Raw genomic sequence first — 18,148 nt, forward strand, 5'->3', positions numbered from 1 at the left:
GTCCCCTCACTCGGCACCCAACAACCACGGATAGCCGGGTTGCCCGCCGTCGATCCAGTCGACCTCCAGCCCAGGGTGGGCCGACTCGATCACCCCCACCACCTGCTCCATCTCGTCGCGCTGCCCGGTGTCCACCTGCGCGCCGGCGACGATGGTCAACAGCTCGGTCTGGTCCGTCACCAGGCGGGCGAGCAGGCGGGTGGCCGCCCGTGCTGGCTCGTCGTCGATCACCACGATCTGTCCATCGAGCAACCCGAGCGCCTGACCGGCGCGGCAGGGCCCGGCCCCTGTCTGGGCGTCCCGTGAGGCGACCGTCAACTCGGCGTGCAGCGTCGCCGCGGCGGCCCCAGACATCGCGGCCGTGGCACCGGCAACGTCTGCCTGCGGGTCGAGCACAGCCAGCGCGGCCAGCCCCTGGACGGCGGACCGGCTGGGCACGACCTCCACGACCAGGCCGTCCTCGCGGGCTGCGGCCGCGGCCGCCTCGGCAGCCATCAGCACGTCTCCGTCGTTGGGCAGGACCACGACCGCCTCCGCCGCGACAGCCCAGATCGCGTTGAGCAGCTGGCCCGTCGAGGCCCGAGACCCGGCAGCGGAGCGGACCACGGTCGCCCCGGACTGCTCGAACAACTCCAGCAGCCCGTCCCCAGCCGCACAGGCGACCACACCGACAGCCGCACTGGGTCGGGGGGCGGGAGCGGACGGCATACCTGCCTGTCTGACGAGCGCCTCGGTGGTCACCTGGCCCACGTGGCCGGCCATCGCCCCCGCCTCCACGGCGACCTGGGGCTCGTCCAGGTGCACGTGCACCCGCCACTCGTCCGGACCACCGACCACCAGGACCGAGTGGCCAACCTGCTCCAGGTGCGCCCGCAGGTGACTGACGCGGGCGTCGTCGGAGTCGGTGAGCAGGAACATCACCTCATAGGCCCCCTCACCGTCGTCCGTGCACTCCGCTGGCGGCAGCACCGCACCGCGGCGGAACCACGGGCTGTCGCTGGCCTCTGCCTCGACCTGGCCATCGGAGAGCACCCGCTGCAACGCCTCCAGCACGATGACGAGCCCAGCACCTCCGGCGTCGACGACACCGGCGCGGGCCAGTGCCCGCAGTTGGGTCGGGGTGTGTTCCAACGCGGCGCGAGCGGCCCCCAGCGCGGCGGCGCTGACCTGCGCCGCGGTGGCGTCGTCTGCGGTCGCGGCCACGCGCGCTGCTGCGGCCGCAGCCCGGGACACCGACAAGATGGTGCCCTCGACCGGCGATGAGACGCCCGCCCAGGCGAGCTGGTCGGCCCGGGTGAAGGCCTCGGCGAGCAGGTCGGCTCCAAGGTGATCGGTCGGCCCCTCGGTCGTGGCGGCCGCCTCGTGGAGCCCCCGTGCGAGCTGGCTCAGGATCACCCCGGAGTTGCCACGGGCCGACAACAGCATGCCGCGGGCCAGCAGGGCCAGGCCCTGGGTGAGGCTGATGCCTCCACCGTCGATGTCGTGGTGACTGCGCAGCACGTCGAGGGCGCCGTCGAAGGTCAGGAACATGTTGGTGCCCGTGTCACCGTCCGGCACGGGGAAGACGTTGAGCGCATCAATCTGGCTGCGAGCCTCGGCCAGGCCGACGCGTGCCGCCAGGGCCCAGCGGCGGGCAGCAGCCAGGTCCAACGGGATCGAGGTCGGGGCGCTCACGGCTCACCTGCCTGATCTGCTCGCGTGTGGACCGCGGTCGCTTGGTCCACGGGATGTGAAGGGGCACCCGCAGGTTATCTCCCGGGCCGGACAGGCCCCTGCAGCCGTCCACACCCGCGTGCCGCGTGCCGGTTTCCCTGCGTGCCGCGTGCCGGTCCGCCTGCGTGCCATGCGCTGTCGTTCTGACTGGGGCGGGATCCCCGAGTGCTGCGGTGGGCACGCTTGGGTGTCCCCTGTTCAAATGCGTCGGCCTAGACTGCTGCCAACGGGTGATCCCCCGTTTTGGTGCAGCCCCTAGAAATCGGCTACGCTAGGCCGGTTCCCGGATGACTTGGCGTCACTGAAGTGTGCGCTGAAGCGGTCGGGGACGCACCGATCCATCATTCGACCTCAGGAGACACCGTGGCTGCCACTTGCGACGTCTGCGGCAAGGGACCGAGCTTCGGTCACAGCATCTCGCACTCCCACCGCCGCACCAAGCGCCGTTGGAACCCGAACATCCAGCGTGTGCGCGCTCTCGTCGGCCCCAAGGGCGTGACTCCCAAGCGCGTCAACGTGTGCACTTCCTGCCTCAAGGCTGGCAAGATCACCACTCGCTGACACCCGCGGTCACCGACCGCACCGACAAGCCGGACTCCCCTGTGGGAGGCCGGCTTTTGTCATGCGCCGCACCGTCGTGCACAACCGGGCACCCGTGACCGCAACAGCACCACGCTCTCGCCTCGCATCACAACCGCCCGCCGCATCGTCGTGCACAACCGGGCACCCGTGACCGCAACAGCACGTCACGCGCTCGGTGGGGGGAGATCTCAGGCGCCCACGCGCTCAGTGGAGGCAGATCTCAGGCGCTCACGCGCTCGGTGGAGCAAGACCGCAGTCGCCCACGCGCCCGGTGGGGGGAGATCGCAGTCGCCCACGCGCCCGGTGGGGAGAAATCTCAGGCGCCCACGCGCTCGGTCGTGGGGCGAGGGGTGTCAGCCGCCGAAGTGGTCCCAGCCGCCGCCGGTGGCACGCTCGCCGCGCCACCACACGCCCGGACCAGCCACGCCAGCCTCTGCGGTGCGGCCCACGACGGTCCATCCATCCGGCACCGCTCCGGTCGGGAAGGTCGCCAGCAGGGAGTGCTCCTCCCCGCCGCTGAGGACGCAGTCCAGCGCACCACGACCGCCGAGCACCGGCTCAAACTCCGCAGCCAGGTCGGCGATCACCTCCTCGTCCAGGTCGAGACGCAACTTGCTTGCCGAGGCGATCCTGCCGCCGTCGCGGACCAGCCCGTCGGACACATCGATCATCGCGCCCGCCCCCGCCTGCGCCGCGAGCACGCCCTGTGACAGATCCGGATCGGGCCGGCAGTGATAGGCGACCCAGCGGGAGGCCGCCTCGGCGCTCGCCGGCTCTGGCCACCAGTCGGCGTCGCTGCGCCGCAGGATCTCCAGCCCGGCAGCGGATCGTCCCAGACTGCCGGACACCGCCACCTCCTGGCCAGGAGCAGCTCCCGACCGCAGCACGGCACGGCCCCCGGGCAATTCACCCAGCGCGGTGACCGACACCATCACGGCACCGTCCGAGGAGGACAGGTCTCCCCCGATCACTGGCACGCCCCACGCGTCGGCCACAGAGCCGATGCCGGCCGTCAGCCCCCGGGCCCACTGAGCAGGCATCGAGCCGGGCGCGACCAGCGTGACCAGAAGACCGGTGCCCGTGCCGCCCATCGCGGCCAGGTCGGCAAGGTTCTGCACGACGACCTTGGCGCCGACATCCTCCGCGGAGGACCACTCATCGAGCCAGTCTCGCCCCCGCACCATGGCATCGGTCGTGGCCAGCACCGGGCCGGAGGTTGCCAGCAGCGCCGTGTCGTCCCCGGGGCCGACCAGCACCGCCTCCGTGGTGCGCAGACTGGCGAAGATATCGCTGAGGATCCCCGCCTCGCCGAGCTCTCCGAGGGTCGCTGAGTCCTCAGCACCACCCGCTGTCGCAGCCGACATGCCAGGCCTCCTCCCGCGTCGCGTCCCTGCACGGTAGCGTCTGGGCCACGGCGGGCCGTGCAGCGGCCCGCGCCAAGCCAACAGGAGGCGACATGGTCCAGGCATACATCCTCATCCAGACCGAGGTCGGCAAGTCGGGTGTCGTCTCGCGCGCGGTGGGCGAGCTCGAGGGCGTCGTGAAGTCCGAGGACGTGACCGGCCCCTACGACGTCATCGCACGCGTCGAGGCTCCGAGCGTGGATGACCTTGGGCGACAGGTGATCTCGCAGATCCAGGAGGTCCCGCACATCACCCGCACCACGACCTGCACGGTGGTCCACCTCTGACCCCGCCACACCCCACCCGGCCACCGGCCAGGGCGAGCCGACGCGGGGCCGCGAGCCTCGGCATACTCACGGTTGCCCTGGTGCTGAGCAGCTGCACCTCCGCGGTCAAGGTGGCCCCCTTCGACGGCGCCGAGACCCCGGAGTGCCACGCGGTCGGCGCACAGTGGCCGAGCACGGTCGGCGACGCGCAGTGGCGCGAGACGGCCGTCGACTCGGTGACGGTGGCGGCGTGGGGAGACCCGGCGATCATCGCCCGGTGCGGTGCCATCCCACCCGGGCCGACCGACGACCTGTGCCTGGACATCGCTGGCGTGGACTGGATCGTCGAGGAGCTCGACGACGGCACGTCCTTCACGACCTACGGACGCAGTCCGGCGATCCAGGTGCTGGTGCCCGACGCGTATGACACCCCTCCCCTGCTGCTGCCGGCGTTCGTGCCCGCAGCAGAGGTCATCGAGCAGGGCCCCAACCGCTGCTCGTGAGCCTGCCGAGGCCGGTCAACCAACGGGTTGCGCCCAGCGGACTCAGCGCAGGCCGGTGCGACGCTCGAGAGCGAGGGTGATCAGCTCGTCGATGAGCTCGGGATAACTCACCCCGGAAGCGGCCCAGACCTGGGGATACATCGAGAACGGGGTGAACCCGGGCATCGTGTTGATCTCGTTGATCAGCACGTCGCCGGACTCGGTCAGGAAGCAGTCGACGCGCGAGATCCCCTCGCAGCCTGCCGCCTCGAAGGCCACGGCGGCAATCCGCTGGATCTCCTCGCGCACCGGATCGGAGACCTCGGCGGGGCTGGAGATCACGACGTTGGCCTCATCGAGATATTTCGCCTCGAAGTCATAGAAGGCGTGCTCTCCCTGGACCACGATCTCGCCGACCTCGCTCACCCGGGGGGCGTCGCTGCCGTGTCCACCGAGCACGCCGACCTCCAGCTCACGTCCGACCACGCCCGCCTCGACCACCACCTTGGGGTCGTGGACGCGAGCCGCCTCGACTGCGGCCTCCAACTGGGCCGGGTCCTCGACGCGGGTGATGCCCACGGACGAGCCGGCGCGCGCGGGCTTGACGAAGACCGGGAAGTGCAGCGCGTGCACGGCGTCCAGGGCGGCAGCCTTGTCGCGCCGCCACTGCAGGTCGGTGATCACGACATAGGGCCCCACCGGCAGGCCAGCGTTGGCAAAGACCGCCTTCATGAAGGCCTTGTCCATCATCGCGGCCGAGGCCAGCACACCGCAGCCGACATAGTGGATGTCGGCCAGCTCGAACAGGCCCTGGATCGTGCCGTCCTCACCGAACGGGCCGTGCAGCAGGGGGAAGACGACATCGACCTCGGACAGGAGGCGCGGCACCTGGCCCGGCTCTGAGACGGTCACCGTGTTGCTCCCGGCGCCCAGCGGCAGGACGACGGTGCTGGCGCTGTCGGGCACCTCAGGCAGGCGTCCGGCAGTGATCTCCAGCGGTGTCGGGTCGTCGGCGACCTGCACCCAGCGGCCCTCCCGGGTGATGCCGATGGGCACCACGTCATAACGGTCCCGGTCGATGGCCTTCAGCACGCTGGCGGCCGTCGCACACGAGATGGCGTGCTCGGCCGAGCGGCCACCGAAGACCAGGGCGACGGTGATCCGACCGGTGTCGGCTTGGGAGGGCGTCTGGGGCGTGGGCTGGGTGTCCATCGCGGGTGAGCCTATCCGGTGGGAGGGGCGTGACCAGGGAGCGCGTGAGGGTGTCCGGCTGGTGGTGTCGCCGGCCGACCGCGCGGCTGCGGGGACTGCGGCTCAGTGGCGCTCGTGCTTGTGGGGCCGGGCCATCAACTCGTCGCCGAGCTCAGCCACGCCCATCACATTCTCGACGACGGCCGTGACCCCGGCGCAGATCGGCATGTCGACGCCGTGGGTGGCTGCCAGGTCCAGGACGGACCGACAGGATTTGACGCCCTCGGCGGTCTGGCTGGTGATCGCCACGACCTCCTCCACCGACATGCCCTGGCCGAGGTTGACGCCGAAGGAGTGGTTGCGCGACAGCGGGGACATGCAGGTGGCGATGAGGTCACCGACGCCGGCCAGGCCCATCAGGGTCGCCGGGTCGGCGCCGAGCGCTGCGCCGAGACGGGCCGTCTCGGCCAACCCGCGCGTGATGATCGTGGCCTTGGTGTTGTCGCCATAGCCCAGCCCCTGTGCCATGCCGACGGCGAGCGCGATCACGTTCTTGACGGCACCTCCGACCTCAGCGCCGACGACGTCCGTTTGGGTGTAGGGCCGAAAGTAGGCGCTGGCGCAGGCCTGGGCGACCTGCTCGGCCGTGCCCAGATCACTGCAGGCCACCACCGAGGCGGCCGGCTGCTTCGCGGCGATCTCCCGCGAGAGGTTGGGCCCGGAGACCACCACGACCTGGTCGCGGGAGACGTCGGCGACCTGCTGGATCACCTCACTCATCCGCAACCCGGTGCCCAGCTCAATGCCCTTCATCAAGGAGACCACCGGTGCCCCGGTCGGCAGGTGGTGTCCCCACTCCCCGAGGTTGGCGCGCACGGTCTGTGCGGGTATGGCCAGCACGATCATCTCGGCCCCGCGGGCCGCAGCTGCCGGATCGGTTGTGGCAGAGACCGTCTCGGGCAGGGTGAGCTCGGGCAGATAGGCGGCGTTCACGTGGTCGGAGTTGATGGCCTCGGCCACCTCGGCGCGGCGTGCGTGCAGCACGACCTCCCCGCCCGCGTCGGCCAGGATCGCGGCGAAGGCCGTGCCCCACGAGCCGCTGCCAAAAACTGCGGTGCGCGTCATGGCCTCGACTTCCCGTCCCACACAAACCGCTCCGCCGGCGGCTCCTCGTTGCGAATCTCGGCCAGGACCTCCGTCAGCGCGGTCATGATCCGCTCGGTCGCCTCGGTCGCTGCGGCCGAGTCGGTGCGCCCCACCAGGTCGGCGAGATCGACCGGTGCGCCGGCTCGCACGTGCATCGCGTGCCGGGAGAGCAGGCCCCGTGGTCGTCGGGCATAGGGAGGCAGCAGATTCTGCACGCCCCACTGGGCGATCGGGATGACGGGTGCACCGGTCATCAGGGCGAGGCGGCCGACCCCGTTCTTGGCCTTCATCGGCCACATCCCCGGCTCCCGGGTCAGGGTGCCCTCGGGCATGATCACGACGCAGTCCCCACCAGCGACGGCGTCCGCGGCGTCACGCAGCGAGTCAGAGGCCTTTCGGGTGCCTCGATAGACCGGCACCTGACCCAGGCAGTGCAGGGCACGGCCGACCAACGGGATCTCGAACAGACCCGACTTGGCCAGGAAGCGCGGTGCCCAGCCGTGGTTGACCAGATAGTGCGCCACCATGAACGGATCGATCTCGGAGATGTGGTTGCCAGCAACGATGAACCCCCCGGACTCGGGCAGGTGCTCCCCTCCGCTCCATTCCTGCCGGGTCACCCGGGCCAGCACCGGGCGCAGCGTGGCGATCACCCCCCGGTAGGCCAACGGGGTCTGGGTGCGAAGCGGCTGTGGTTCCACGGGCGCATTGTGTCACCTCCGCCGCGCCCGCGGCCTGCCCAGTGCCCACGGCATACTGGGACAGTGTCTGATCGAGTCCGCTGGCGGCTGGTGGTCCCGGTCAAAGAGGCCAGCATCGCCAAGAGCCGCCTGCAGCCACCCCCACCCCTGTCCCGGCCTGCCCTGGCCAGGGCCCTGGCCCAGGACACCCTGGAGGCCGTATGCCGTGGCCTGCCTCCCGCAGACGTCGTCACCGTCACCTCGGATGACCACATCGCGGCGATCGCCGCATCGCTCGGGTGCACCGTGGTGGACGACCCCGGCGCTGGTCTCAACGCCGCGGTCCGCGAGGGGCTGCAGGTCGCGTCCGTCCCCGGCGCCGCGGTCGCCGTCCTGCTGGGTGACCTGCCCGCGCTGCGGGCCGAGGACCTGTTGGCCGGACTCGCCGCGTGTGGCCAGCACGAACGAGCCGTTGTCCCTGATCTGTTGGGGACCGGCACGGTCCTGCTGACCGGTGGACCCGGCGTCACGTTGACCCCCCGCTTTGGCACCGGCTCGGCGGCACGACACGCGGAGCGGGCCGTCACGCTGGCCCTCGACCTGCCCCGGTTGCGGCAGGACGTCGATGACCTGGCCGACCTGACCGCCGCCGCTCAACTCGGGGTGGGCCCGCACACCGCGCGGGTCCTGGCAGAGGCGGCGGCCCACGCGGACGTGGCTCCCGCAAACTAGGGTGATCGGCATGCAGGCGACCGTGCACACCTTCGACCCAGCCACGACTGCCGGGAGCGTGATCCTCGACACGGGCAAGGTGGTGCCCTTCGAGCCTCCCGTCTTCGAGGAGAGCAGTCTGCGCCACCTGCGCATCGGGCAACGCCTCAGCATCGAGGTGAGCGGTGACCCCGAGTCTGGGGACGCGGTGCTGACTCGTTTGTGGATCGTCGGCATCGGCGCCGACGAGCAGATCCGCTGACCCTGGCCTTCGCGGTTGCGTGAATCCGCTTGTCCCGTAGTGTGAATCGAGTCCTCTAGACCAACGACGGAACGGAGCACCCGGTGAACAAGGCAGAGTTGATCGACAGGCTGAGCACCCCCTTGGGGAGCCGCCGAGATGCCACCCTGGCCGTCGAGGCGTTAGTCGATGTCGTGATCCGTGAGGTCGCCGCTGGTGGCAGCGTCGGCATCACTGGGTTCGGCACCTTTGAGCGCGCTGATCGCGCCCCCCGCACGGGGCGCAACCCCCGGACGGGCGAGAGCGTCCCGATCCCCGGCACGAGCACACCGCGTTTTCGCCCCGGCACCTACTTCAAGGAGGTCCTGAGCGACCCCAAGGCGCTGCCCGCTGAGGGCCTGGCCGGTGGGCGCGCTCCGGCGGGTGGTTCCGGTGCCACCCAGGGCAAGGCGAAGAGCACAACGACGGGCAGCACCCGCAAGAAGGCCGCGCCCCGCAAGACCACGACGGCTAAGACCACGGCAAGCAAGACCACGGCAAGTAAGACCACGGCAAGCAAGACCACGGCGAGCAAGACCACGGCAAGCAAGACCACGGCGAGCAAGACGGCAACGAGCAAACCTGCGGCGCGCAAGCCCGCGGCCTCGAAACTGGTGGCCGCCAAGGACGTGGCCGCAGTGGAGACCAAGCTCAAGGACTCAGCTCGCAAGACCCTGAAGAAGTCTCACGACGCGGACAAGAAGTCCAAGAAGGCCAAGGACGCCAAGGCGGACAAACCGAGCAAGTCCGACGGTGGCAAGAAGAAGGACAAGAAGTCCAAGAAGAAGTAGGCCCCAGTGACCGCCGTGCGTCAGAGCCGCTGCGGCTGACTGTCCTGGGAAACAGAACGGCCCCCACCTGTGCAAGGTGGGGGCCGTTCCCACGGGTAGCCCCGACGGGATTCGAACCCGCGCTACCGCCTTGAGAGGGCGGCGTGCTAGGCCGCTACACAACGGGGCCGTGGGTGTTGACTGCTGGGCAGCCGAGGAGAAACCTTACCAAAGGGCAGGGCTTCTGCCGAATCGTCCGAGACGGACGAACAGCGCTGGGGTACAAGGACTCGAACCTAGACTAACTGAACCAGAATCAGTCGTGCTGCCAATTACACCATACCCCAAGGGGGTACCACCGTCCCGTTGTCACGCGGATTCCGGGGGGCGGACCGAGGGCCAACCTTACCGGTCTGACGAGGCACTTCCAAAATCGTGATCCCCGACCCGTGCGAGGGCAGCGCACAGAAGCGCCACGACCGTCAGTCCGGTCAGCCAGAACGACCACCAGATGCGGGTCTGGGCCGCCTCGAGCCGGTCGATGACCGGATCCATGGTGTCCCACGTCAGGGCGTCCAGCGCCAGAGCCACATCCATCAGGACAGCTGCTGGATCATCCGCTGACGCGAGAGTCTCATCGAGGGCCAGCAACCTCGCCAGGCCGGGGCCGGACGTCTCCGGCGCCAGCTCCCGCACGTAGTCGACGTGGCCTGCCAGCGCGTCGTCGTCGGGTGGTGTGAAGGCGAGACTGTCCTGCCCTTGCACCTCATCGATGCGCGCCTGCATCACCATCTCGAGGTTGTCGTTGGCGACCCGCAGCAACGTCAGGTCATCACGGGCCTCCTGCTGGGCTCGCAGGGAGGTCCCGAGCACGCCCCCACCGATGACCAGCAGGACGAGCCCAGCAACCAGCAGCACTCTCGCGGAACGGATCAGGTGCGACATCGTGATTCCCTCGACGGTGGACCGGCGTCACTCTGACGCTGGTGCGAGCCAGGGGGTTCCGGTGGTCCGGTCAGCCTGCCGCAGTCACCAGCTCGTCCCGCAGACGGGTGAGTCGTGCCAGGGTCGAGGCCTTGCCCAGGATCTCCATCGACTCGAACAGTGGCGGGGAGATCCGCTGTCCGGACACTGCAGTGCGCAGCGGCCCGAAGGCGAACTTCGGCTTGATGCCCAGTCCCTCGACGAGCGCGGCACGCAGCGCCTGCTCGATCCGCTCGTGGTTCCAGTCCGGCTGGACGTCGAGGGTGTCGGTGATGGCACCGTCGATGGGCTCCAGCGCCGCCAGGGCAGCGTCGAGCACGCCGCCGGCGTCGTCCTTGAGCTGGCCACGGGCGTCATCAGCGATCGGCAGCTCGGCATCGGGGGTGTAGAACGGCGCGATCAGCGGCATAGCGTCGGTGAGGATCACGATGCGCGTCTGGACCAGCTCCGCCACGGCCTTGAGGCGACCCAGCTCCGGCAGGCTCGGCTGGTCAGACAGGACACCCGCCGTCTGCAGGTAGGGCAGCAGTCGGGTGGCGACCTCGCCGGGCTCGAGCTGACGCAGGTAGTGCCCGTTGAGCCAGTTGAGCTTCTCGAGGTTGAAGACGGGGCCGACCTTGTTGACCTTGCCCCAGTCGAAGCCTGCGCTGAACTCCTCGAAGGTGAAGACCTCCCGCTCAGTGCCGTCCTCCTCAATGATCGGCGGATAGCCGAGCAGCGCCAGGAAGTTCACCAACGCCTCGGGCAGATAGCCCTGCTCCTTGAACCAGGTGAGCCGCGCCCACGGGCTCTTGCGCTTGGAGATCTTGGCCTTCTTCTCATCACGCAGCAGGGGCATGTGCGCGAACGCCGGGACCGGCAGGCCGAGCCACTGATAGAGCAGCACGTGCTTGGGCGTGCTGGAGATCCACTCCTCGCCGCGCACGACGTGGGTGATCCCCATCTCGTGGTCGTCCACCACCACGGCCAGGTGATAGGTCGGGAACCCATCGGCCTTGACGATCACCTGGTCATCGGGCCGCGGCGCGGAAACCTCCCCGCGCACCAGGTCGGTGAAAACCAACGGTGCGTCCTCAGGGATGAACATGCGCACGACCGGGGTCTCGCTGAAGCCGGGCAGCTCGGCCCGCTCCTCGCGCGTCTTGCCGTGGCAGAGCCGGTCATAGCCCGTGGGCTGCTTGAGCTTCTGCTGCTTCTCGCGCATCTGCGCGAGCCGCTCCCCCGAGCACCAGCACAGGTAGGCGTGGCCCTCGGCAAGGAGACGCTCGGCATACGGCCGGTAGGTGTCCAACCGCTCAGACTGCCGGTAGGGCGCACACGGCCCACCCTTGTCGGGTCCCTCGTCCCAGTTGAGCCCGAGCCAGGAGAGCGTGTCATAGATCTGCTGCTCGCTGTCCTCCTGGAACCGGGCCCGGTCGGTGTCCTCGATGCGCAGAATGAACCGGCCGCCCTGCTGGCGGGCAAACGCCAGGTCGAACATCGACATGTAGGCCGTGCCGACGTGTGGGTCGCCGGTCGGGCTCGGCGCAACGCGCAGCCGGACAGCGCCGGGCAGCCCCTCGGCGGGATCGCCGGTCGGTGCGCCGGTCGGGTCGGTCAGGGGCTCGGTGTTGGGTGTCTGTGCCTGCTCAGTCATGGTGGCCCGAGCCTATCCTTCCCCAGAAGCCCAGGAACACGACCTCAAGTCAAGCAGTCAGAGAGCCGGATCCAGCACTTGATCGATGTCCTCGCGCAGTGCAGCAGCGTCGATTCGCGGGGTGTCACGGCGACGGGCGATCAACTCTTCCACGCTGACGTGGGGCTCCCCGGCGGTATCCATCGACTGACGATAGCGCGACAAGGCTGCCGGCTGCTAGCGCAGCAGCGCGTGGGTGAGGGACTCCTGCACCCAGGTGAGGAAGTCGTAGTAGGCCATCTGCTGGACCGTGGAGGGGTCCATCTCCCCCTGGCCCTGGATCGCGGCGGCGAACTCCTCGTGCAGACGCTCGGAGTCCTCCTCGCTGCGCATCTCGAGCCGCTCCCCCAGGATCAGCCGGATGTCGGTCAGCGCCATCGTCATGGCCCGCGCCTGGTCCGCGTCCAAGGTGAGTTTCACCGGGTCGGTCGGCTCGTGGTCACCGCTCTCTGGCAGCGCCTCGGTGAGGGCAGCGATCGCGGTCGCCAGGTTGGCTGCCTTGCGCGAGCGCAGGGTGTGTTCGGTGAGGCGTCGGAACTCAGCGGCCTGCTCGGTGTCGGTGCGGTGAGCCGGTGGCAACAACCGGCGCAGGGCCGGGTCGCTGGGCTCCTCCGGGTCCGCCGTGCCACCGAGACCGGCAACGAGGTCCAGGAACGGGTCTCCGGTGTCCTCGCGCTCGGGCGCGACGAAGTCACGGGTCAGGCGCAGCAGGTGGAGCACAATCGCGACCTCCCCGGTGTCCCAGGTGGCGGTGAACCGCCCCTTGCGGACACGGAACATCGTCGCCATCAGTCGTCCTTCTGGAAGGTCGCCCAGAGGCCGTAGCCGTGCATCGCCTCGGTGTCCGCCTCCATCTTCTCGCGCGTCCCCGAGGACACCACGGACCGACCGTCCTCATGCACCTGCATCATCAGCTTCTCGGCCTTCTCCTTCGAATAGCCGAAGTGGCTCTGGAAGACCCAGGAGACGTAGGACATCAGGTTGACGGGGTCGTTCCAGACGATGGTCACCCAGGGCAGCTCGACCTCTGGTCGGTCCAGCACAGCGACCTGCCCGGCCTCCTGTGGCCCGGGGGCAGCAGGGCCGGTCGCCGAGGGGAATGAGGACATGAACACGGCGCCCACTCTACGACCGCCAGTCACCGGGAAGGCTCTGGCCCGGCGACGCTGATCATCCCGCCAGGGCGCGCACCAGCAGGGCCAGCGCCGAGGCGGCACAGACCGCCAGCATGATGTTGCGGATGCGCACCGGTGACACGCGTGCGCCCACCCGCCGGGAGAGCCACAGACCGACCAGCAGGCAGGGCACGAACAGCGCGGCCAGCCAGATCTCCCGGGCCTGCAACTGCCCGCTGATGCCCAGCCCGGCGAGGCTGATGACGGCACCGAGAGCGAAGTAGACCGCCAGGGTGCTGCGAATCTGCACCGGGGATCGGTGTTGATAGAGGATCGCGATCGGAGGACCGCCGATCGAGGTCGCGGTCGAGGTGACACCAGAGATGATCCCCGCGCCGACCAGGGTGCCCGGAGTGATCGGCACCGTCACCGTGTGCCAGGTGAGCAGGACCGCTGCGAGCACCATCACCCCGACGGCCACCGACAGTTGGCGCTCGGTGAACGAGGCGACCAACCACACGCCGAGCACCGTGCCCGGGAGGCGGGCCGGCAGCGCCCAGGCCAGGCCGCGCCAGTCGATCTGCTCGCGGTTGCCGGCAAGCTGCAGCACCGGCAGGACCACCGCGGTGCACAGCAGCAGGCCGGGCATCAGCTCCGGGGCGACCAGAGTGGCCACCGGCGCGCCCACGAGTCCCAGCCCGAGGCCCACCAGCCCCTGCACCATGGTCCCCACCAGGAGGGCCAGCGCAATGACCGCCAGCACCCACAGCGGAACCCCGAGAATCACCGACTCACCTTACGGGGCACGCATTCTCTAGAGTGCTGCAGGTGACCGCACTGAACCGCCCGCGCACCTCGCTGATGACCGACCACTACGAGCTGACCATGCTGCAAGCCACCCTGGCCAGTGGTCACGCCGACCGGCGCTGCGTCTTCGAGGCCTTTGCCCGACGCCTGCCCGAGGGACGTCGCTATGGCGTCGTCGCCGGCACCGGGCGCTTCCTGGAGGCCCTGGCCGACTTCACGTTCGGTCCCGAGGAGATCGACTTCCTCCGCGAGACCGCGGTGGTCAATGACCAGACCCTGGAGTGGCTGGCCAACTATCGTTTCACCGGCGACATCTGGGGGTATGCCGAGGGAGAGTGCTATTTCCCGGGCTCCCCTCTGTTGATCGTCGAGTCGACCTTTGCCGAGGGCGTCATCCTGGAGACGCTGGCGCTGTCCATCCTCAACTTCGACTCCGCCGTGGCCGCGGCGGCCTCCCGGATGACCGCGACGGCCGGCGACCGTCCGTGCATTGAGATGGGCTCGCGCCGCACCCACGAGGAGGCTGCCCTGGCAGCCGCCCGTGCGGCATACATCGCGGGGTTCGGCTCCACCTCCAACCTGGAGGCCGGGCGCCGCCACGCCATCCCCACCAAGGGGACGGCGGCCCACTCGTTCACCCTGCTGCACGACTCCGAGCGGGAGTCGTTCGCCTCCCAGCTGGACAGCCTCGGGCTCAACACCACCTTGCTGGTCGACACCTATGACGTGACCAACGCGGTCGAGCTGGCCGTCGAGCTGGCTGGCCCGGAGCTCGGTGGGGTGCGGTTGGACTCCGGGGACCTGGTCTCCCAGGCGCACGAGGTGCGCGCGCAGCTCGACGGTCTCGGTGCCACCGACACCCGGATCGTGGTCACCTCCGACCTGGACGAGTTTGCGATCGCCGCCCTGCAGGCGGCACCGGTCGATGCGTATGGCGTGGGGACCCGGGTGGTGACCGGCTCCGGTGCCCCTGCGGCCGGGCTGGTCTATAAGTTGGTCGCCCGCGAGGACGCCAACGGTCAGCTCGAGGGCGTGGCCAAGAAGAGCCAGGACAAGGCCTCGGTCGGCGGTCGCAAGCACGCCCTGCGGCGGCGCAACGTGACCGGCGTCGCGCACGAGGAGCGGATCGGCATCGACATCGCTCCGGTCGACGACGGGGATGACCGTGACCTGCTCGTCCAGCTGGTCCGTGGTGGGGAGGTGCTGGTGCCCACTGACGCGCAGTCCGCCCGCGAGCACCACGCGAGGTCCCGCGCCGAGCTGCCCACCAAGGGGCTGCGGCTCTCGCACGGTGAGCCGGCGATCCGCACGGTCTATGAGGACGAGGCGAGTCGCAGCGAGGTCGAGGAGGACTGACCGCTCGGGGCCGAGCGATCCCTCAGGCGCCAATCCGTCGTCACCTGTCCCTCGTCTCCTACCCCTCGTCGCCGATGCGGAGTTGTTGTGCCAGGTCGGAGCGTGCGGCCAGGATCGCGGACACGGTGATGGTCGCGACCATGGTGACCGCGACAGCTCCCAGGACGAGGGCCAGCAGTGTGCCGTCGACGGCCAACTCTGGTTGGGCTGCTCCCCCGGTCAGCCCGGTGAGGTCGACGGCGCGGACCAGGACCCACGACACGAGCGCGCCGGTCACTGCCCCCACGACCATGGCTGTGCCGACCAACGGCCCAAGCTCCCAGGCGGTCAGTCCGCGACCCTGACGCGGAGCCATCCCCAGGGTGCGCAGCACGCTGAGCATCCGTGCCCGCGCACGCGAGTCGAGGTGGTGGGCCAACAGGATGGCCAGCGCGGCGAGCACTGAACCCACCACAACCATGAGGAGGAAAGCCGCGAGCAGTCCAGACGTGACGGGTGCGGCCCGGAACTCCTCCTCCTGGAGTTGCGGTGTCTCCACCAGGGCGGTTGGGACAGAAGAAGCCAGCGCGTCGGTCACCTCGTCCGCCGGAACATCCCCAGTGAGACTCACCAGGGCGGCGTTGCCTGAGCTGACGTTGGACCTGACGCTCTCCCAGTTGCTGATGCTCATCACGACAGTGGACCCGCGGGTGCGCACGCCCGGCAAGGTGGCCCGGTGCCCAACCACCTCCACCGAACCGAAGCTGCGCAGATGAGCTGTGCCCTCCGCTTCGGTCAGTGATCCGATCGTCAGAACTGGCGCAGGCTGACGCACCTCGAACAGTTCAGGCGGCAGGGCTGGCAGCGGCCCCGCGTCGGCCGACACCTCCTGCATCTCCTCGTCGATCACCACCACTCGGACACCATCGGCACTGATCCCGTCAGAGAGTGCGGTCTGCCGGTCGATCTCACGCGCCGTGGCCACCTCTGCCACACCGTCGACCTCGCGCAGCGCCCGTCGCTCATCCAGTCCCATGGTCGGACCCGAGACCCGGACCTGAGCTCCCGCCGTCTCCCAGACTGCGGCGGACGCACCGGCGATCACCGTGGACGCCAGGATTGCCGAAGACACCGCCACGGCAACACCCAGGATGACCGAGAGGGCGGGCAGCACTCCTGCTGCCGGGTTGCGCAAGGCACCGGCGACTCCCAGGAAGCCGGCAATGCCTCTGCCACGACGCACAAGGGCCAGGAGCATCCGCACCAGCAGGGGATAGAGCCGCATGGTGATCACGCACGCTGCCAGGGCCACCAGCAGGGGGGTCGCAGCCATCAGCAGGTCGACACCCGCAGCTTCCTGCACCACGGAGCCCCCTGAACCGCCGGCGCTGCTGCCACCAAGTGCCTCTGTCGCAGCCCCCACCTCCCCGCCGTCAGCTTCTGGCTCTGTCTCCACTCCAACCAGCCCACGCGTCATCAGACGCCACACCGCCAAGCCTGTGAGGGCGAACAGACCGACCTCGACAACGGCTCGCCACCGGCTCCCGGTGCGGGACCGCAGATCGCGACGCACCTCCCTGACGGTCCCGCGCCCCGCCGTCACCAGGAGTGCTGTGGCTGGCGTGAGACCGGCGACGGCCACCACCGCAACGTCCCGCACCGCAACGCCCTGAGCGGGCAGCATCAGGCCCGCTGCCAGATATCCCACCAGCGACGCAGGCACCCCGATCAGCATGCCTTCCACGCCCAGGACGGTGTGGACCTGCCGGCTCGAGGCGCCGCGAGCGACCGCGAGGCCCACGCTGCTGGCCCGGCGCGCCTGGATCAGTCGTGCCCCCAGGAGCAGGACGGCCAGCGTCACGCCCACCGGCCCGGCGGCGAGCACGGCGAGCACCGACGCAGTGGTCTGTTGCTGTTCAAGGAGTCCCTGGAGGGTCGCGAGTGCCTCGGTGTCGAGGGTGACGACCACCCCCTGGTTGACCGGCCCGACCTCGCCCTCCGCGAGCAGGACCGACTGGGCCGAACCCAGTTGCTGCAACTGGCGCAGCACCTCATCGACCTGGTCGCCGCGCAGTTCCGTGGCATCCAGGGGCAGAAAGGCCCGCACCCGCAACTCGGCGGGCACGGTGTCCACTGCGGCGGTGCTGTCGGGGGCGAGATAGCCCGCCGCCGTGGCGATCTTGCTCCCCTGGGAGGAGATGGTGCCCAGACTCGCACTGTTCCCGGCATGGCCCCACCGAGGGTCCTCTGGGTCCCGGGGTTGGTACGTGCCGGTCAGCAGCACGGCGCCCCAGGTGTCCCCGACCTGCCAGTTGAGTTGCTGGGCGGCTTCGTCAAGGAGGGCCACCTGGATCAACTCGAAGTCCCCTGAGGGCAACTCCTCGGACGCCGGAACGCCCAGCAGGCTACGGCCGCCGAGGGAGTCCCGGTTGACCATCGCCTCCGGCCACTCACCCCGGACAAGGTCGACCTGCTCTGGCAGTTCCGGGTCGACGCGCAGCGTCAACTGCAGCCCTTCGAAGGCGGCGCCCACAGGCGCCGGTGCGGTGGGCAGCGGACGCAACAACTCCGCATACACCCCGCCGGGCTGCAGGACCGACCGCAAGGGCTCTGGCTGCTCAGCACGGAGCTCCTCCAGGTTGTCAGCGAGGAGGGACCAGCCCTCAGCGCCGGACCCCGGCACCCGAGACTCGTCGGCGAGCGGTGGGACCACCCACACCGACGCCGTTGCGGCAACATCCCTGCGCAGTTCCGACAGGTCGCTCAGAACATAGGGCACCTGCCGGGTGTTCATGTCGAGCACCATTCGGGGCCACGCGGTTGCCAGGAGTGAGACCACCAGGATCACGAGCGCCAGCAGGACGGACACCCAGGGGTCGCGACGGAACTGACGCCCGAGCAGCAGCCCGAGGGCCCGCACCCGACCGGGCAGCCGCACCTCCGGTTGCCCACGCTGGCGGCCCATCGACTCCCCTGTCCCCCGGGACCTTCGCGGGCCCGGCCTGCCC

19 protein-coding genes and 2 tRNA genes are annotated in these 18,148 nt (G+C 69.7%); 7 read left to right on the top strand and 14 right to left on the bottom strand.

What is annotated here, in order from left to right:
* Positions 1-6: 6 nt before the first annotated feature.
* Positions 7-1,674 carry a DAK2 domain-containing protein gene (locus tag NF556_RS13435; protein WP_252591428.1) on the bottom strand — a complete coding sequence of 556 codons (1,668 nt, stop codon included), beginning with the start codon at positions 1,672-1,674 and terminating at the stop codon, positions 7-9.
* A 402-nt stretch (positions 1,675-2,076) separates the two neighbouring features.
* On the opposite strand from NF556_RS13435, the gene rpmB reads away from it, so the two are divergent.
* A complete protein-coding gene (gene rpmB / locus NF556_RS13440; protein WP_109474765.1) occupies positions 2,077-2,274 on the top strand; it encodes a 50S ribosomal protein L28 in 198 nt (65 codons plus the stop codon).
* Between the two features lie 374 nt (positions 2,275-2,648).
* On the opposite strand, the gene thiL is transcribed toward rpmB, so the two are convergent.
* Positions 2,649-3,659, bottom strand: coding sequence for a thiamine-phosphate kinase (gene thiL, locus NF556_RS13445; protein WP_252591429.1), 1,011 nt, complete (start codon positions 3,657-3,659; stop codon positions 2,649-2,651).
* Positions 3,660-3,751: 92 nt separating this feature from the next.
* Between thiL and NF556_RS13450 the strand changes: the two genes are divergently transcribed.
* Both NF556_RS13450 and NF556_RS13455 read left to right on the top strand, forming a co-directional pair.
* Positions 3,752-3,985: an Lrp/AsnC ligand binding domain-containing protein gene (locus tag NF556_RS13450; protein ID WP_252591430.1), complete on the top strand. Its 234-nt coding sequence runs from the start codon at positions 3,752-3,754 to the stop codon at positions 3,983-3,985.
* Between the two features lie 62 nt (positions 3,986-4,047).
* The gene (locus tag NF556_RS13455) at positions 4,048-4,467 is read left to right on the top strand and encodes a DUF3515 family protein (RefSeq protein WP_256829327.1); all 420 of its coding nucleotides are present in this window, start codon (positions 4,048-4,050) and stop codon (positions 4,465-4,467) included.
* Positions 4,468-4,509: 42 nt separating this feature from the next.
* Here the strand turns inward: NF556_RS13455 and NF556_RS13460 are convergent, their stop codons facing one another.
* The 3 genes from NF556_RS13460 to NF556_RS13470 form a co-directional block, all read right to left on the bottom strand.
* Positions 4,510-5,658: a D-alanine--D-alanine ligase family protein gene (locus NF556_RS13460; protein WP_252591432.1), complete on the bottom strand. Its 1,149-nt coding sequence runs from the start codon at positions 5,656-5,658 to the stop codon at positions 4,510-4,512.
* Between the two features lie 102 nt (positions 5,659-5,760).
* Positions 5,761-6,762, bottom strand: a complete 1,002-nt coding sequence (locus NF556_RS13465) for an NAD(P)H-dependent glycerol-3-phosphate dehydrogenase (RefSeq protein WP_252591433.1) — start codon at positions 6,760-6,762, stop codon at positions 5,761-5,763.
* Positions 6,759-7,484 carry a lysophospholipid acyltransferase family protein gene (locus NF556_RS13470; RefSeq protein ID WP_252591434.1) on the bottom strand — a complete coding sequence of 242 codons (726 nt, stop codon included), beginning with the start codon at positions 7,482-7,484 and terminating at the stop codon, positions 6,759-6,761. The genes NF556_RS13465 and NF556_RS13470 overlap by 4 nt, the downstream gene beginning before the upstream one ends.
* 63 nt (positions 7,485-7,547) lie before the next feature.
* On the opposite strand from NF556_RS13470, the gene cofC reads away from it, so the two are divergent.
* The 3 genes from cofC to NF556_RS13485 all read left to right on the top strand — a co-directional run bounded on the left by cofC (position 7,548) and on the right by NF556_RS13485 (position 9,245).
* Entirely contained in the window at positions 7,548-8,195 is a 648-nt protein-coding gene (gene cofC / locus NF556_RS13475; RefSeq protein ID WP_252591435.1) for a 2-phospho-L-lactate guanylyltransferase, read from the top strand.
* Positions 8,196-8,205: 10 nt separating this feature from the next.
* Entirely contained in the window at positions 8,206-8,436 is a 231-nt protein-coding gene (locus NF556_RS13480) for a hypothetical protein (protein ID WP_252591436.1), read from the top strand.
* 83 nt (positions 8,437-8,519) lie between these two features.
* Positions 8,520-9,245, top strand: a complete 726-nt coding sequence (locus tag NF556_RS13485; RefSeq protein ID WP_252591437.1) for an HU family DNA-binding protein — start codon at positions 8,520-8,522, stop codon at positions 9,243-9,245.
* Between the two features lie 96 nt (positions 9,246-9,341).
* Here NF556_RS13485 and NF556_RS13490 read toward each other — a convergent pair.
* The 8 genes from NF556_RS13490 to NF556_RS13520 all read right to left on the bottom strand — a co-directional run bounded on the left by NF556_RS13490 (position 9,342) and on the right by NF556_RS13520 (position 13,785).
* Positions 9,342-9,414, bottom strand: a tRNA-Glu gene (locus tag NF556_RS13490).
* An 85-nt stretch (positions 9,415-9,499) separates the two neighbouring features.
* Positions 9,500-9,571: transfer RNA gene (locus tag NF556_RS13495), tRNA-Gln, on the bottom strand.
* A gap of 58 nt (positions 9,572-9,629) precedes the next feature.
* Positions 9,630-10,169 carry a hypothetical protein gene (locus NF556_RS13500; RefSeq protein WP_252591438.1) on the bottom strand — a complete coding sequence of 180 codons (540 nt, stop codon included), beginning with the start codon at positions 10,167-10,169 and terminating at the stop codon, positions 9,630-9,632.
* A 70-nt stretch (positions 10,170-10,239) separates the two neighbouring features.
* Positions 10,240-11,694: a glutamate--tRNA ligase gene (gltX, locus tag NF556_RS13505; RefSeq protein WP_252595808.1), complete on the bottom strand. Its 1,455-nt coding sequence runs from the start codon at positions 11,692-11,694 to the stop codon at positions 10,240-10,242.
* Between the two features lie 207 nt (positions 11,695-11,901).
* Positions 11,902-12,027: a hypothetical protein gene (locus NF556_RS21410; protein ID WP_256829312.1), complete on the bottom strand. Its 126-nt coding sequence runs from the start codon at positions 12,025-12,027 to the stop codon at positions 11,902-11,904.
* Between the two features lie 33 nt (positions 12,028-12,060).
* The gene (locus tag NF556_RS13510; protein ID WP_252591439.1) at positions 12,061-12,672 is read right to left on the bottom strand and encodes a DUF2017 family protein; all 612 of its coding nucleotides are present in this window, start codon (positions 12,670-12,672) and stop codon (positions 12,061-12,063) included.
* Complete coding sequence (clpS, locus tag NF556_RS13515; protein WP_252595809.1) at positions 12,672-12,992, bottom strand: ATP-dependent Clp protease adapter ClpS; 321 nt, start codon at positions 12,990-12,992, stop codon at positions 12,672-12,674. The genes NF556_RS13510 and clpS overlap by 1 nt, the downstream gene beginning before the upstream one ends.
* Before the next feature lie 61 nt (positions 12,993-13,053).
* Complete coding sequence (locus NF556_RS13520; RefSeq protein WP_252591440.1) at positions 13,054-13,785, bottom strand: sulfite exporter TauE/SafE family protein; 732 nt, start codon at positions 13,783-13,785, stop codon at positions 13,054-13,056.
* A 35-nt stretch (positions 13,786-13,820) separates the two neighbouring features.
* On the opposite strand from NF556_RS13520, the gene NF556_RS13525 reads away from it, so the two are divergent.
* Positions 13,821-15,161, top strand: a complete 1,341-nt coding sequence (locus NF556_RS13525) for a nicotinate phosphoribosyltransferase (protein WP_306238058.1) — start codon at positions 13,821-13,823, stop codon at positions 15,159-15,161.
* 58 nt (positions 15,162-15,219) lie between these two features.
* On the opposite strand, the gene NF556_RS13530 is transcribed toward NF556_RS13525, so the two are convergent.
* Positions 15,220-18,105, bottom strand: coding sequence for an ABC transporter permease (locus NF556_RS13530; protein ID WP_252591441.1), 2,886 nt, complete (start codon positions 18,103-18,105; stop codon positions 15,220-15,222).
* Positions 18,106-18,148 lie beyond the last annotated feature (43 nt).

It is taken from the genome of Ornithinimicrobium faecis (genome assembly GCF_023923225.1).
Classification (GTDB): domain Bacteria; phylum Actinomycetota; class Actinomycetes; order Actinomycetales; family Dermatophilaceae; genus Ornithinicoccus; species Ornithinicoccus faecis.